This is a genomic window from Achromobacter sp. PD1, from assembly GCF_048541815.1.
Taxonomy (GTDB): domain Bacteria; phylum Pseudomonadota; class Gammaproteobacteria; order Burkholderiales; family Burkholderiaceae_B; genus Achromobacter; species Achromobacter bronchisepticus_A.
Window position 1 is genome coordinate 2,464,599 of the sequence record NZ_CP183349.1, and the last position, 16,023, is coordinate 2,480,621.

Consider the following 16,023-nt stretch of genomic DNA (forward strand, 5'->3'; position numbering starts at 1 on the left):
GATGAGCCTTACCCTCATGCGGTTCAAGCCGCTGGCCGCGGCCGCCGCCGTCGTGGCAATACTGTCGGGCTGCGCGCTGGCGCCGACTTATGAGCGCCCCGCGTCCCCCGTCGCCCAACAGTGGGGCGCCGAAGGCCAGGCGGACTTCGCGTCCGAAACGGGCTCGGCCGCCGCCACCCTGGACTGGCGCGGCTTCGTGACCGACCCTACGCTGCGTGGACTGATCGAAACTGCGCTGGCCAATAACCGGGACTTGCGGCGCGCCTTGCTCAACGTCGAGGCGGCGCGCGCGATGTACCGCGTGCAGCGGTCCGAGCAGCCGCCGTCCATCGGCGCCCAGGCCAGCGGCTCGCGTCAGCATAATCCAGCGGATCTGAATACCAATGGCACGTCCGGCGTGCAGAGCGAATGGCGCGCCGGCGTGGGCGTCACGGCTTTCGAGCTGGACCTGTTCGGCCGCGTGCGCAGCCTGTCGGAGACGGCGCTGCAAGAGTATCTGGCCACCGAGAACGGCGCCCACAGCGCCCGCATCAGCCTGATCGCGGAAGTGATAGAGGCCTACCTGACACGCGAAGGCGCGCGCCAGCGCGGCCTGCATACCGAGCGGACGCTGGCATCGCGTGAGCAGTCCTTGCAACTGATCGCCCGGCGCCGCGCCGAAGGCGTTGGTAGCGCCCTGGATTATGAGCAGGCGAAGGGCCTGGCGGACCAGGCGCGCGCCGATCTGGCGCGCATGGAGCGGCAGTACCGGCAGTCGACCAATGCGCTGACGCTGTTGGCAGGAATCAGCGACATGAGTCCGTACCTGGCTCCCAACGACGGCGCCGCGCCCATGCTGGTGCAGCAACTGCGTGCGGGTGTGCCGTCCGAGCTGCTGACCAACCGGCCGGACATCCTCGCCGCCGAGCATCGCTTGCAGGCACGTAACGCCGACATAGGTGCCGCGCGCGCGGCATTTTTCCCCCGGATTTCCTTGACCGGCATGTTCGGTAGCGCCAGTTCTGATCTGTCGGATCTGTTTTCGGGTGGCCAGCGGGCCTGGTCCTTCGCGCCACAAATCACGCTGCCCATCTTCGACGGCGGCCGCAACCAGGCCAACCTGGATTTGGCCCGGGTCCGCAAGGAAGCGGCGGTGGCCGAATACGAACAGTCCATCCAGACCGCGTTCCGCGAGGTCATGGACGGGCTGGCCGCGACCGACACCTTGCGCAGGCAGGAGGACGCGCTGCGCGCGCAGACCGACAGCAGCCAGGCCGCGCTGCGCCTGTCCGAGGCGCGCTATCGCGGCGGCGTGGACAACTATCTGCGCTACCTGGATGCGCAGCGCAGCGACTTCGCCAACCAGATCGCGCTGATCGAAGTGCGTACCGAGCGCCAGATCGCCCTGGCCTCGTTGTTTCGCGCGCTGGGCGGCGGCTGGCGCGGTGATGAGGTGGCCGGAAAGTAGGGCGGCCATCTTGCGGCGGCCGGTCCTGGCGGCGGGCCGCAATCATGAAAGGTGGTTCCTGGATTCTCTGTGACGACGATGCTGTTTCTATCCGCCAGCTACTTGCTGATCTACGCCAACATCGCTGCCGCGCTGCGTTACGCAGCCGGACCGTTGGACGGCCGTTCGGCGCTACGGGGCGCCGGGCACGCGACGGCGGGCTGCGCGGCACTGGCGGGGCTGCTATTGGGAACTGAGGTCATGGGTCCTGCGACCTGGAATGGGCCGTATGTGGAGACGCGGAACTGGTCTCCCGCCGCCTATTTCGCCTCCGGATTGCTGAGCATGGCGCTCCTGGTCGCTGCGAAGCCGTTGCAGGCGCGCGCGGAACGCGTGCGTGGCGTGGCGGCTCTCAGGACAGGAGTCTTGTGGTTGACGGCGGTGGCGGGTCTGTACGTTTGCCTGGCCGTCCTGGACCATGCGTACTTCTTTCGTGATCCCGCGATGACCCGCCGCGTCAGGCCCGAAGCGGCCGAGGCAGGGTTGGAGTGCGTGGGCGATAGCTTGCTGGTTCGGTTGGAAGGCGACGCGGCGGATTACAGGTGTCCGACCTCGGTGTTGTTCGGCCGGCATTATCGCGAGGTCTTCGCGCCATGGCCGGGCTATGAAGCGGGAGCTAGCGTCCGGCTCAAGCAGCGCGTCGACGCAGGGAGGTGAGGGAAGGGCATCACGCGCTCTGGTCCGAAGCCTCGGCCGAGCGCTTGGGCGGACGCGCCCTGGACAGCTGCACGTTCATGCGCGGCATGGACGGTTCCAGTCCGGCCTGATCCAGCCGGCGCCGCAGGCGCAGGTTGAAGGCGCGCTGGACTTCCCATTGCCGCAGCGGCGCCGTCTTGAAGCGGAAGCGCAGGATGGCCTGGCCGTTGTCGAAGCTTTCGACTCCTTGCTGTTCTATCGGAGACCACAGGAAGGGATAGATCGCCGGATCGGTGCGCAGCTCCATGGCCACCTCGCGGATCAGCGCCTCGGCGTCGTCGATCGGCATGGTGGCCGGCACCGGCCAGCGGAACATGGCGTAGCCGAACTCGCGCGAGTAGTTCTTGATGGTCTTGATCTCGCTGAACGGAATTGTGTGCACCACGCCATCCAGGTCTCTCAAGCGCACGGTGCGAATGGTCAGCCCCTCGACAAACCCAAGGTGATTGCCCACGTCCACGTAGTCATCGATGGAAAGGGAGTTCTCGATGATGATGAACAAGCCCGTGATAAGGTCGGCCACCAGCGATTGCGCGCCGAAGCCGATGGCCAGGCCGATGACACCGGCGCCAGCCAGCAGCGGCGTGACGTTCATGCCCATGTTGGCCAGCGCGACGATCACTGCAATCACGAAAATCGTGGCGAACAGGATATTGCGAATCAGCGGCAGCATGGTCAGCGCGCGGACATTGGCCCGGTTCTTCCCGCTTGCGCCCAGGGCGTGCTGCAGCGCGGTGTCCGTGAGTATCCAGATCAGCCAGGCCACCAGAAGGGTGCCGACGAAGCTCGCGACCCTGGGGCCGATCGCCGATCCGCTGGTTTCCATGAGCCCGATCAGCGACAGGCCCAGCACGCGCAGGCCGATTTCCAGGAACACCAGCAGGTTGGCGACCCAGAGCACGGTGTAGCCGAAGTATCTGAACTGTCCCAGGTAGGCAGTGCGCCGGTTGGCGGCGCGGCTGGAATTCAGGTAGGCGCGGCGGATGATGGCGCTTGCGGCCATGCCCGCGATGGCCACCAGCGCGCAGAGCAGGGCGCGGCGTATCACCTGATCGCTGTCGTCGGCGGTGGCGAGGGTGGTGACCAGCGAGATGCCGACCAGGATGAGGAATGGGATGAACCACAGCGGACCGACCAGCCGCAACAGTTTGTGCAGCCCCTGGCGCTTGACGCGACGATCTCTGGGCTGATTGCGGATCAGGTGCGTGACGGGCCGGCGGAACCGCAGGATGAACAGCGCGCTCAGCGTCGCGGCGGCCACGTTGGCCAACAGGCCGGCGAATTGCGCGATGCCCGGTCCGAACACGCCGGTTATCTCAGGATCGTGCAAGGCGTCGCCCAGGGCGGCCAAGCTGCCTATCAGCCAGAGTGGCAAGGCCGCGCGCCGCTGCAGGATGTCGAGCGCCTGGCCGCGGTGCGGGCCGTCCAGCAGGGTCAGGGCGATCAGGCAGAGGGATGAAAACAAGGCGCCGACGAGCAACACGTAGGCGAGCACCAAGGCCCCGAGCCGGCCCACGGAGTCCGGCGTCAGGACGGAAAGAGAGAGCATGATCACGAAGGCGATGGCCCAGGGCGCCAACTGCCGCGCCGCCTGCCAGAGCAGCTGGCGGGTCTTCGGACGGCCGCGCGCCGCGTCCGCCGGCGCCCGACGGCGCTCGAGGCGCCGGCCTATCCAGCGCAGCGCCAGGGCCAGACCGGCCCAGATCGCCAGGACCATCAGGAAATCGGCTATCAGCGTGGGCCACTCGCGCCATGCGGGCAAACCGGTTGCGAGTTCGGCTCGTGCCTGCCGGTACAGCATGCCCCAGCGGGTCAAGGCGCCTTCGGGGCCGTCCAGGCGTCTTTCCAGGCTTTCGGCGGTGTCGCGGATGAGGGCGAGAATGCCGTCTTTTTCGTTCGTCGCACCTGGCTTGGTGGCGTCGCGCAGTTGCTTCAACTGGCCCAGGAGGTCTGCGCGTTGCTTGTCGTTTTCCAGCGTCTGGATGACCTGGTCCAGCGATTGGTTCAGCTCCGTGCGGTCGACGGGCTTGCTGGCAGTCGATCCGGTCAGGCTGGGTAGCGCTGCAGACGAGGCCGGAGGGAAACCCAGGATCAACGCGAGGAGTATCAGCGGCAGGTACAGGCGGAAATGGCGCAGGGTTGAAACTTGCAAGATCGCCTCGCTGGTGATGATACGGATACGTTTTAGAGGAGTCCCGGATGTGGCGCAAGGTTTAGTCTTGCAAGCCGCCGGCAGAGCGATTCCTGGACCGTCAGCTCGGGATTGTGGCGAAGGATGCCAAGCTGTCCGCCAGCGGCTATGGGCAACTCTGCCTGATCTATCCGTAATACGCATAATGTATATTATGTAAAGTAAGTGATATGAGCTTCGCGCTCTATCCGCGGCAGTTCTCCATTGGCCAATAATTCAACAATCGTTGTATGATTGAATCATGAACGAAGATCAAGCCATCTCAGCGCTCGGCGCTCTCGCCCATCCCCAACGACTGCGGACTTTCCGCGCGCTCGTGGTGGCCGGGTTGCCAGGACTCATGCCTAGCGTCCTGGCGGACCAGCTCGGAGTCGCGCGCAACACGCTTTCCTTTCACCTGAAGGAGCTGGCGCATGCGGGCCTGGTCAGCGTCGAGCAACAGGGGCGCAATCTGATCTACCGCGCCGATTTCTCGAAGATGAATGGCTTGCTCGGCTATCTCACCGAGCATTGTTGCCAGGGAGCGCCCTGCGAGGCTTCCGGTCCCGCGGCCTGCACGACCTGCTAATCAGGAGTTCTCCATGAAGCGCTTCCACGTCCATCTACATGTCGATGACCTGGCCAGGAACATTGGTTTCTATTCCCGGCTTTTCGCCCTTGAGCCAGCCCGCGTCGAATCCGACTACGCAAAGTGGATGCTGGATGATCCTCCTGTGAACTTCGCCGTATCGACCCGTGGCGCCGGCCTGGGCGTTGATCACTTCGGGATTCAGGCCGACAGCGCCGAGGAACTGGATGCATTGAAATCCCGGGCGCAGGCTGCGAGCCTGGTTCTGGATGATCAGGGAGAAACGTCCTGCTGCTATGCCCGCAGCGAGAAATACTGGGTCACCGATCCACAAGGATTGGCCTGGGAGCACTTCCACACGCTGGGCTCCATCCCCGTCTATGGCGAGGCGCACAGCGCTCATGTCGATCAGGTGGCGGCGCCCGACTGCGATTCGCCGTCGATCAAAGCTGCGGCGCCCACCGGTTGCTGTACACCACAAGCAAACTCCACTACCCGTTGCTGCTAGGAAATCTCATGTCGCACTCCCCTTTCAATGTGCTCTTTCTATGCACAGGCAATTCCGCGCGTTCAATCCTGGCCGAAGGGCTGCTTAAGGGTTTGGGCGCTGGCCGGTTTCAGGCGTACTCGGCTGGTAGCACTCCCAAGGGCGAGGTCCACCCTCTAGCTCTCGCCACCCTCAAATCCTATTCGTTGCCCGCGGATGGGTACCGGAGCAAGAGTTGGGACGAGTTCGCCACCCCGGATGCCCCCAGGATGGACTTCATCATCACGGTGTGCGACAACGCGGCGGGTGAAGTCTGCCCGGTATGGCCGGGGCATCCGATGACTGCGCATTGGGGCGTGGCGGATCCGGCGGCGCATGAGGGCAGCGAGGAAGAACGCCTCAAGGCCTTCCACGAAGCTGCGCGAATGCTCAAGCGCCGTATCGAACTGTTCTTGTCCTTGCCGCTTGACCGCCTCGATGCCATGTCGCTGCAGACCGAGCTGCGCGGCATTGGCCAGTCCCGGGAGTAAACCGATGTCGTCCAGTACGCAGGCGGCGCCGGCCCCGCGCGAGCGCCCCGGGATGAGTGTTTTCGAGCGCTACCTCACGTTGTGGGTCTTCCTCTGCATCGTCCTGGGGGTGACGCTTGGGCAGTTTATGCCGGCGTTGTTCCAGGCGATTGGCCGCCTGGAGGTCGCCCAGGTCAACCTGCCGGTTGGGGTCCTGATCTGGGTGATGATCATTCCGATGCTGCTCAAGGTGGACTTCGGCGCACTGGGCCAGGTCAAGCAGCATTGGCGCGGCATCGGCGTGACGCTGTTCATCAATTGGGCCGTCAAGCCCTTTTCGATGGCCTTTCTGGGGTGGCTTTTCATCCGCCAGATCTTTTCCCCGTGGTTGCCCGCCGACCAATTGGATAGCTACATCGCCGGCCTGATCCTCCTGGCCGCGGCGCCGTGTACCGCCATGGTTTTCGTCTGGAGCCGGTTGACCGGCGGCGATCCGGTTTTCACGCTGTCCCAGGTGGCGCTGAACGACACCATCATGGTGTTCGCGTTCGCGCCCGTGGTTGGACTGCTGTTGGGTCTATCGGCCATCACCGTGCCTTGGGACACGCTCTTGGTGTCCGTCGGGCTGTACATCGTGATTCCGGTCATTCTTGCCCAGCTCTGGCGCCGGGCGCTGCTTCGCCGCGGCCAGGCGGCGTTTGAAGCGGCGCTGGAGCGAATCGGGCCATTCTCGATGGCCGCCCTGCTGCTGACGCTGGTACTGCTCTTCGCGTTCCAGGGCGAGGCCATCATCGGGCAGCCGCTGGTTATCGCCATGCTGGCCGTACCCATTCTTATCCAGGTGTTCTTCAACTCCGGCCTGGCGTACTGGCTCAATCGCCGGGTCGGCGAGAAGCACAGCATTGCGTGCCCGTCGGCGCTAATCGGCGCATCCAATTTCTTTGAACTGGCCGTTGCCGCCGCGATCAGCCTGTTTGGTTTCCAGTCCGGTGCCGCGTTGGCGACTGTCGTTGGCGTGCTCATCGAGGTGCCCGTGATGTTGCTCGTCGTGCGGATCGTCAATCGGAGCAAAGGCTGGTACGACGCTGGCGCCATGCGGAATTGATGTATGGCCAGCGCCCCTGTCCGCGTTGTCGGCGCCCTGGGAACGGCCCAAACCCTGGCCTGGGCGTCTTCCTACTACTTGCCGGCAATGCTGGCCGATCCAATGGCTCGCGATCTGGAGCTCTCCGCGCCAACGGTATACGCGGCCTTTTCGATAGCCATGGTTGCATCGGCACTGGTCGGCCCGTGGGCAGGACAAGCAATCGATCGTCGCGGTGGTCGCATCGTGCTGGTCGGCACGAGTTTGCTGTTCGCCTTGGGGCTGGGGATGCTAGGCAGCGCTCAGGGGCTCTGGACGATGGTGGCCGCCTGGCTCGTCATGGGAGTGGCGATGGGATCCGGACTATACGAGGCGGCGTTTTCCAGCCTGGTGCGCCTCTATGGTCATCGTGCCCGTGGCGCCATTACGGGGATCACGCTGATCGCAGGGTTCGCCAGTACCGTGGGATGGCCGCTTTCCGCCTGGATGGAAGCGCAGTTCGGCTGGCGCGGCGCATGCCTGGGCTGGGCAGGCTTGCATCTATTGGTCGGCCTGCCGCTGAACGCCTGGCTCCCCAAGGCGGCGGCTGTTCCGAAGGCGGAAGCCCCGAATGTCACCGGCAGCGTGGATGCCGGGCCGCGCGCCGTGCCCGAGTCGAAACCGCAGAGGTATGCCACTGCCCTCCTCGCTTTCGTGTTTGCTGCGACCTGGTTCATCAGTACCGCGATGGCCACGCACTTGCCGCGCATGCTGGAAGCTGCTGGCGCGACCCTCGCCGCTGCTGTGGCCGTGGGCGCGCTGATCGGTCCCGCGCAGGTGGCTGGACGCCTACTCGAGTTTGGGCTGCTACGCCAGGTTCATCCCTTGTTGTCGGCGCGCCTGGCGGCTCTTGCGCATCCGGCCGGCGTTGCGGTGCTGTTGACCGGCGGACCGGTAATGGCGCCGGTGTTCGCCATTCTGCACGGAGCGGGCAACGGCATTCTGACCATCGCCAAGGGCACGTTGCCGTTGGCGCTGTTTGGCCCGCAGGGCTATGGCGCCCGCCAGGGATGGTTGATGATGCCGGCGCGTGTCGCGCAAGCGGCCGCCCCGTTTCTCTTCGGCCTGGCGCTGGACGCATGGGGCGCCAACGCTCTGTGGCTATCCGGGGCCATAGGCCTGGCGGCCTGCGCGGCCTTGCTGGTACTGCGAGCGCGGCCTGCGCTCGATTGAAGTTTGAATTCCGTATCAATAGAGGTGTTTCATGAGTTCCATCACGATTTATCACAACCCGGCCTGCCGCACGTCGCGCGATGCGGAGGGCAACCGTGTCTGAGTTCCTCGCCGATTTGCCGAATATCGATCCCTCGCTGTTTGAAAAACCAAGCCTGGCCGAGCTGTTCTCGCCCGAACGTGCCACGCACGCGCCGCGCTTCCTGCTGTTGTATGGGTCGTTGCGGGAGCGTTCTTACAGCCGTTTGGTTGCCGAGGAAGCGGCGCGCCTGCTCGAGGCGCTGGGTGGCGAAACCCGGTTGTTCAACCCTTCCGGCCTGCCGCTGGTCGATGACGCCACGGAGGACCATCCCAAGGTTCGTGAGCTTCACGAATTGGTCCAATGGGCCGACGGCATGGTCTGGAGTTCGCCCGAGCGTCACGGCGCGATGACGGGATTGATGAAGACGCAGATTGACTGGATCCCGCTGTCGGTGGGCGCCGTGCGACCGACTCAGGGCAAGACGCTGGCGGTGATGCAGGTGTCGGGCGGCTCGCAGTCGTTCAACGCCGTGAACCAGATGCGGGTGTTGGGGCGCTGGATGCGCATGTTGACTATCCCGAATCAATCGTCGGTAGCCAAGGCTTACCAAGAGTTCGACGATACGGGACGTATGAAGCCCTCCCCTTACTACGATCGAATCGTGGACGTTGTCGAGGAGTTGATGAAGTTCACGTTGCTCACTCGGGATTCGACACCCTACTTGGTGGATCGCTACAGCGAACGCAAGGAAACCGCCGCTGCGCTGTCGAGCCGAATGAAGCAAAGCTCAATCTAGCTGTGGCGGAGGGCGACTTGCGGCTGAGCTGCGTGTTCCAGACGCTGAAATCACTGGGGTCAACAAGAATCCGGGTGGTCAGAACGGCACCATTACCTTCAACGTGCCGCGATGGCTTTGTATGTGGGACGAAAAGTCGCCGTCGTACTGCAGCCGGAAGTCCAGGCCGCCGGCGTTCGACACCTGCAGGCCTGCGCCGATGCGGCCGATGACGTCGTCCATGGGCACCGAGGTGTCGAAGGCGCCGGAGCCTGCCGGCGCGCCCTGCAAGCGCGACTTGACCGTGTACTCGTTCTTGGACAGGAACGACACGCCGCCATACATGTAGGGGCGCATGGACGCGCCGTTCTTCAGCGCCACCTTGCCGCCCAGCTCCAGCGTCGGCGACAGCGCCATGACGAACTGGTTGCTGCTTTCCACGTCCAGATGCAGGGCGTCGCGGGATTCGCTGTAGCCGGGCATATGGGTGTAGGACGCGTCCAGATCCACATAGGGTTTCAGGTAGACGTGTTCCGCGGCGTAGGTGCGGGCGATGCGCAGGCGCAAGGCCGCGCCATAGACGTCCAGGTCCGAGTCGGCCGTGCTCTGCATGCCGGGGATGCGAATGCTGCGGTTGATATCGTATTGGCCATAGCCGCCGCCCAGGGCCGCGGACAGGGTCCAGGGCCCGGTTTCGCGCTTGACCACCACGCCGGCATAGCCGCTGTCGCCCTTGCCGCTGACCCGTCCATCGTCGCCGCTCAGATGGCTGTTCTGGTAGGCGACGGAGCCGCCCAGGAACCAGCCCGGGCTGACCTGGCGCTGGCCGCCGAACTGGTAGGTGACGCCATCGAACGAGAAACCGGAGACGCCGCCGTCGCCGTCCTGGTTGGTATTGATGCCGGACACCTGGCCCCAGAGGCAATCCTGCTCGCCGGTCAGCGCGTCGCCGCCCTGGAATGCCGGGCACGACATCATGGCGCCGGTAAAGCGCGCCATGCTGGCCTGCATCTGCGCGGCGGGCGCCACGGTGACGCCGGCCGACAGGTCGGACAGCCGGTTCGAATAGGTGTCGGCGCTTTCGCGGGAGGCCATGTCCAGCGCCGCGAACAAGGACGCCATGGCGGCATTGCCGCCCAGGTTCCAGGCGCCTTGCAGATGACTCGCGACCGAGCGCTGGTTGGCGGCCAATTGCATGGACGGCGCGGCGAAGTCGGCCTGCGCGGCGCGCACGCGCACGTTCTTGCCGTCCAGCCTGGCGTCGTAGTCGATCACCGGGCTGTCCTTGGCAACGGGACTGCCTTGCACATCGCCTTGCAGCGTCGCCACGGTGACTTCGTGATCGGGCAGCAAGGTGATGGGCTGGACATTGACCTGGCCGTCCAGGCGGGTGTCGCCCTGCACCACCATGCTCGGCGATTTGAGGTTGGCGAAGTCCACGTCAGCCTGCAGCAGGCCGCCGGCCCGCAGGTTGAAATTCCCCGCGACCGTGAGCGTGTCGAAGGCGCCGGTCCTGCCTATGGCCACGACACCCGCGTTGTCGATGTTGGCCTGATAGAGCGTGGCGTCGCTCAGGGTGCCGCTGGCGGCGTTCCAGACATTGCAGGCGATGCCGCCCGCGCCGCCGCCGCATTCGATGTTGCCGAGGACGGTCCCCGCATTGTTGATGGACAGGCTGGCGCTGGGGGCGCTGGCCAGGAAACTCACGGTCTTGGCCTGCTGCAGGGTGGCGCCGTCGTAGCGCACCGCGCTGCCGCCGGCGCCGGCCGCGATCATGCCCGCCGCGCCTACGGTCAGCGTGTTCTGCTGGTCGCCCACGATCCAGACGCCATAGGCGCCCGCGCCGGTGCCGCCGCTGACCGAACCGTCGACGGTGACGGCCACCTGGCCAGACCCCTGGGGTCCGGCGCTTTGCGCAAAGATGCCGGTGGCGCCGGCGCCGGTCGCGGCGATGCTGCCGCTTTGCGTCAGCGTGACGTTCCCGCCTGATCCCGTGCTGCCGGCGCCTGCCGTGCTGCCGGCGAAGCCGCCAGCGGCATTGCCGCCCAGCCCGCCCCCGCCGCCGATGGATTGGGCGATTACGCCGAAGGCGTAGGCGCCGTGGGTTTCGATATTGCTGGCGACATTGAGAGCGACCGTTCCGCCGCTGCCGCTGCCGCCCGTCTGCCCGCCGCTTGGGGTCCAACCGCCCGAACCCAATTGCAGCCCCTTGCTGGTGTCGCCCGCGATGCCTCCGCCGCCGCCGATGGACTGGGCGATCAGGCCATGCGAGCCCGCGCCGCTGGTGCTGATGTGGCCGTCGGCATTCAAGGTCAAGGTCACGGTTCCGCCATCGCCGGCCGCGCCGCCGCGCCCGCCCAGCGACACGCTGGCCAGATTGCTGGCGTCGCCCGCGCCGCCCAGGCCGCCGCCGCCGCCGATCGATTGCGCCAGCACGCCGTAGGCGCGCGCCCCTTGCGTGGTGGCGGCGATGCCGGTAGCGACATCGATGTTGCCGCCCGAGCCGGACAAGCCGCCGTTGCCGCCCACCGCGACGCTCATGGAATGGCTGTCCTGCTGCAGCTTGGAGCTGCTGTTGCCCGCGCCGGCCGTGCCGCCGCCGCCACCGATCGACTGCATCGCCAGCGCCGGAGAGTCGTCGCCCGTGGTCTGGACGTTCAGCCAACTGCCGCCGCCAGAGGTCAGGATGCCGCCGCCGTCGCCGGCCACGCCGCCGGTTCCGCCGAAGGAGGCGCCGACGGTGATGGTGCCCTGGGCCTGATCGGAACCGTCGCCGCCCTGCCCGCCGCCCCCGCCGATCGATTGCAGCAGCACGCCGTAGGCGTTGTAGCCGGTTGTGGCGATGCTGTTGCCATGGTCGTCGTCGAAGTAGAAGCTCAGGGCGCCGCCGTTGCCGCCCGCGCCGCCGCTGCCGCCCACGCCGATGATCGCGTTGGCCTTGATCTTGCTGCCCGAGGCGCTGGACGATCCGCCCACGCCGCCACCCCCGCCTATGGATTGGGCGACCAGGCCGTCGGCCCAGTCGCCGGCGGTGGCGATCTTGCCCGCGTAGTTCACGGTGACGTTGCCGCCATGACCGCCCGTGCCCCCGGTGCCGCCCACGTCGACGCCGAATTGATAAGTGCTGTTTTCGTCGTCGAGCCGTTCCTTGTTGTCGCTGTGGTTGCCGATGCGGTCCAGGATGGGATAGGACGAGGCGTCGGCGCCCAGCGATCCGCCCAGACCGCCGCCGCCGCCGATCGATTGCAGCAGGACGCCGTCGGCATCGCCGCCTTCGGTGCGGATGGCGCCGAGCAAGACCGCGGCGATGCTGCCGCCGGTGGCGCCGGAACCGCCCGTGGCGCCCAGGCCCACCTGCAGGCGGGCGGACGGCCGTTCCTCGGCGCTGCCGGCCACGTTCAGCGTGCCGCCCTGCGAGGCACCGCCGCCGCCGCCGATGGACTGCGCCACGATGCCGCGCGAGCCCGAGCCCAGCGTGCGGATGGCGAAGTTGGGGTTCTGCGTCACGTCCACATTGCCGCCGGTGCCGCCCGAGCCGCCGGTGCCGCCCAGGGCCAGGGTCAGCTTGACGTTGGTGGGCCCGCCGTGGGTGTAGGCATTGCTGCTGCCGACCCCGCCGTTGCCGCCGCCTCCGCCTATGGATTGCGCCAACACGCCGTTGGCGTAGTCGCCATAGGTCACGATGGTGGACGCCGGCGGCACGCGCACGCCGGGCGGGGTCAGCAACGACGGCGGCATGGCGACATAGGCGCCGTTGGCATCGCCCAGGCTCACGCCCACCGCGCCGCCGTCGCCGCCTGCCGAGCCGGAACCGCCCAGTGTCATGCCCGCGGACAGCGAGATCGTGGTCGCATCGCCCAGCACGGTGGACAGCACGGACGAATCGCCGCCATTGCCGCCGCCTCCGCCTATGGATTGCGCCATCACGGCGTGGGAGCCGTCGCCCAGGGTGGCGACCGTGGAGCCGTTGCTGAGGTTGATCTGGGTGACGCACGCCGCGTCTCCCGGCGGGCAGGCGCTGCCGCCCGCCCCGCCGCTGCCGCCCACCGCGGCTTCGAAGTTGAACGCCAGGGATGCGCCCTCGCCGGTGGGCACCGCCACCACCAGGTCGCTGGCGCTGGAACTGCCGCCATTGCCGCCGCCTCCGCCTATGGTCTGCGCCAGGATGCCGAACGAATCGTTGGGCGCATAAGTGGCGGGATCGATGTTCGGGCTGGCGTAGTCCATGCCCGTGGCGACGTGCGAACCGCTCAGGTTCACGATGGAGGACTGGCCGGCGCCGCCCGAGCCGCCGCTGCCGCCCAGCACCACCGCCGCGTTGAAACCGATCGTCACGTCGTAATAGCTGGCGTCGCCGCCGTTGCCGCCGCCTCCGCCGATGGACTGGGCCAGGATGCCGGCCGAGTGCGAGCCGCCGGTGCTGATGTTGAGGTTGCTGTAACCCACCTTGACCTCGGCGGCATTGCCGCCGGCGCCGCCGCTGCCGCCCAGTTGCAAGGCCGCGAAGGACGCCACGCTGGCGTTCTTGACGCTGCCGCCCGTGCCGCCGCCCCCGCCGACGCTTTGCGCGATGATGCCGGGCGCGTAGTTGCCATGGGTGGCGATGTTCGAGGTGGAGTACGTCAGCGTGCCGTCGCAGCCGCCCTGGTTGCTCATGCAGACCGTGCCGCCGTTGCCGCCGCCGCTGGCGCTGCCGCCGATCGCCACCGATACGCCCACCGATGCGGTGAAGGTATCGCCGCCGTTGCCGCCCCCGCCGCCCACGGATTGGGCCAGCACGCCCGCGCCGAACTGGCCGGCGGTCTGGATCGAGCCCAGGTCCTGGATGATGACGTTGCCGCCCGCGCCGCCCCCGGCGCCGCCACCGCCCACGCCCAGCACGCCGATACTGTCGCCGCCGCTGCCCCCGCCGCCGCCGATGGACTGGGCCACCATGCCGATGGCGGCGTTGCCGGCCGTCGAGATGGAGCCGGTATTGCCCATGACCACCGTGCTGCCGGAGGATCCGGTGGCCCCGGCCGAACTGCCGCCCACGCTCAGCAGGCCGGTCGCGCTGCCGGAAGCGCCGCCGCCGCCGCCGATGGACTGGCCGATCATGCCGTGCGAGCTGTAGCCCGAGGTGGCGATGGACCCGCTGTTGCTCATGGTGACCTGGCTGGCCGCGCCGCCGCCTGCGCCGTCCCCGCCCAGGGAAACGAGTTCGGCCGTGTCCGCACCGCCTGCCCCGCCGCTGCCGGCGATGGACTGGGCCAGCACGCCGTAGGCGTGGTCGCCGCCGGTGGTGACCGTGCCGGCGGTCGCGACATTGACCGCGCCGGCGTTGCCGCCATTGCCGCCGTTGCCTCCCTGGCCGCCCAGCACCGACACGAAGTCGCTGCCCGTGCCGCCGCCGCCGCCAACCGATTGCGCCACGATGCCGGTGGAAAACTTGCCCGTGGTGCTGATGGCGCTGCCGCTGGCGGTGGAAATGTTGACGGCGCTGGCGTTGCCGCCAAACCCGCCGCCCCCGCCCTGCCCGGCCAGCTTGGTGCTGTCGGTGCCGTCGCCGCCCTGCCCGCCCAGGCTTTGCGCCGCCAGGCCGGGCAGGTTGTCGCCGCGGGTCGCGACGCTGCCGCCCTGATAGAGATTGATCGCCACGGCGCCCCCCGCGCCGCCATTGCCGCCGGAATGGTCCTTGTCCGGGCCTTTGCCGCCCTTGCCGCCGATGGCGCGGGCGGCAACGCCGGCGCCCTGCACGGTCGCGCCGGCCGCCGAACCGGCCACGTCCAGCAGCACCGAGCCGTTCACGTCCACGGTCACCTTCTGGGTCCAGCTATCCGAGGTGCCGCCGCCGTTGCCGCCGTTGTCGCTGTTGTCGGTCGACGCGGTTCCGTCGCCGCCGATGCTTTGCGCATAGATGCCAAAGACCGTGCCGCTGTCGAAAACCTGCCAGTAGCTGTTGGCCTGGCCCTGGTGCGTTACCTGCACCGTGCCGCCCGTGCCGGCATTGCCGTTGTTGTAGCCGCCCATGCCGCCCACGGAGTTCGCGTAGATGGCCGCGCCGGTTGCGTAGGTGCGCAGCCTTGTGGCGCTGCTGCCCAGGTTGATGGCGCCGGTGTTGCTGACCGTGACCGTGCTGGCGTTGCCGCCATTGCCGCCGATTTGGTCGCCGTATTCCAGCGTCGGATCGTTCTGGTCGCCGCCCGCCCCGCCCACGGCCCGCGCGTTGATGCCGTACAAGCCTTGGCGCGGGGTGGGCAATGAACCCGCCAGCGTCAGGTTGCCGGAATTGGTCACGGTCACGTTCTGGCCCAGTCCGCCATGTCCGCCGTTCGAATCGTTGTTGTCGTTGGCGGGGTCGCCGATGCCGCCGGACGAGACCGCCATGATCAGGCTGTTGAAGTTGCTGAGCGCCGTGCCGTTGAGCGCGATGTCGCCGCTGCTGGACACGGTGATGTGGCCGCCATCGCCTGCCGTGCCTTCATCCACGCCGTCGCCGCCGCGCGATATGGCCGTGACCACGCCCACTGGGTTCAGCCGGGTCTGGTTCTCGTTGGCGTTGTAGTTGCCCGAGGACGTGACCGACACGTCCGGTCCGTTCTGGCCGTTCTTTTCGTTGTCATGGTCTACGCCGCTGTCGCCCTCGCAGATGGCCTGGGCGCTTGGGTAGTTGCCGGACGGCACGTTCAAGGTGGGGCCGCCTGCGCATGCGTAGCCGGCCTGCGCGCTGCCCGCCGCGCCCCAGGCGCAGGCGCCCAGCGCGGACGCGATGGCCAGCCGCAAGGTGTTCTGCCGCAGCAGAGGGAAAGGCAGGCCGTGGCCGCGCGTGGGGCGAGAGAGGGGCTTCATGGATGAGCGGATTCTTGTTGCCTGAGCGCGGAACCCGTCCGGCAGCTGGACGCGTCGCTCAGTAGTAACTGGCAAAGTTTCGCCACTAGAATCCGCAGGCCGTGTGGTCGGTGCAACGCTTTTTCGACGAATCAGCGCTTTTTTTCGACGAAATCGGCAAAAAAA

Annotated in this window: 10 protein-coding genes; 8 read left to right on the forward strand and 2 right to left on the reverse strand. The window is 67.1% G+C overall.

Annotated elements, in window-relative coordinates:
- The first annotated feature begins 1 nt into the window (after nucleotide 1).
- Both ACM1PE_RS11610 and ACM1PE_RS11615 read left to right on the forward strand, forming a co-directional pair.
- On the forward strand, nucleotides 2–1,447 hold the full coding sequence (locus tag ACM1PE_RS11610) for an efflux transporter outer membrane subunit (RefSeq protein ID WP_419343330.1): 1,446 nt from the start codon (nucleotides 2–4) through the stop codon (nucleotides 1,445–1,447).
- A 69-nt stretch (nucleotides 1,448–1,516) separates the two neighbouring features.
- Nucleotides 1,517–2,143, forward strand: a complete 627-nt coding sequence (locus tag ACM1PE_RS11615; RefSeq protein WP_419343332.1) for a hypothetical protein — start codon at nucleotides 1,517–1,519, stop codon at nucleotides 2,141–2,143.
- Nucleotides 2,144–2,153: 10 nt separating this feature from the next.
- Here ACM1PE_RS11615 and ACM1PE_RS11620 read toward each other — a convergent pair whose 3' ends face one another.
- Nucleotides 2,154–4,334, reverse strand: coding sequence for a mechanosensitive ion channel family protein (locus ACM1PE_RS11620; protein ID WP_419343333.1), 2,181 nt, complete (start codon nucleotides 4,332–4,334; stop codon nucleotides 2,154–2,156).
- A 280-nt stretch (nucleotides 4,335–4,614) separates the two neighbouring features.
- On the opposite strand from ACM1PE_RS11620, the gene ACM1PE_RS11625 reads away from it, so the two are divergent.
- From ACM1PE_RS11625 to arsH, 6 genes are all read left to right on the forward strand, one after another.
- Nucleotides 4,615–4,941: an ArsR/SmtB family transcription factor gene (locus tag ACM1PE_RS11625; protein WP_059379779.1), complete on the forward strand. Its 327-nt coding sequence runs from the start codon at nucleotides 4,615–4,617 to the stop codon at nucleotides 4,939–4,941.
- A 13-nt stretch (nucleotides 4,942–4,954) separates the two neighbouring features.
- On the forward strand, nucleotides 4,955–5,449 hold the full coding sequence (locus tag ACM1PE_RS11630) for an ArsI/CadI family heavy metal resistance metalloenzyme (protein ID WP_419343334.1): 495 nt from the start codon (nucleotides 4,955–4,957) through the stop codon (nucleotides 5,447–5,449).
- Nucleotides 5,450–5,457: 8 nt separating this feature from the next.
- Nucleotides 5,458–5,958 (forward strand): arsenate reductase ArsC, encoded by a 501-nt coding sequence (locus ACM1PE_RS11635; RefSeq protein WP_059379781.1) that lies wholly within the window; start codon nucleotides 5,458–5,460, stop codon nucleotides 5,956–5,958.
- Between the two features lie 4 nt (nucleotides 5,959–5,962).
- Complete coding sequence (arsB, locus tag ACM1PE_RS11640; RefSeq protein ID WP_419343336.1) at nucleotides 5,963–7,042, forward strand: ACR3 family arsenite efflux transporter; 1,080 nt, start codon at nucleotides 5,963–5,965, stop codon at nucleotides 7,040–7,042.
- Nucleotides 7,043–7,045: 3 nt separating this feature from the next.
- Nucleotides 7,046–8,233, forward strand: a complete 1,188-nt coding sequence (locus ACM1PE_RS11645; RefSeq protein ID WP_419343337.1) for an MFS transporter — start codon at nucleotides 7,046–7,048, stop codon at nucleotides 8,231–8,233.
- A 95-nt stretch (nucleotides 8,234–8,328) separates the two neighbouring features.
- On the forward strand, nucleotides 8,329–9,051 hold the full coding sequence (arsH, locus tag ACM1PE_RS11650; protein ID WP_419343338.1) for an arsenical resistance protein ArsH: 723 nt from the start codon (nucleotides 8,329–8,331) through the stop codon (nucleotides 9,049–9,051).
- Nucleotides 9,052–9,129: 78 nt separating this feature from the next.
- On the opposite strand, the gene ACM1PE_RS11655 is transcribed toward arsH, so the two are convergent.
- Nucleotides 9,130–15,858, reverse strand: a complete 6,729-nt coding sequence (locus ACM1PE_RS11655; RefSeq protein ID WP_419343339.1) for an autotransporter outer membrane beta-barrel domain-containing protein — start codon at nucleotides 15,856–15,858, stop codon at nucleotides 9,130–9,132.
- Between the last annotated feature and the right edge of the window lie 165 nt (nucleotides 15,859–16,023).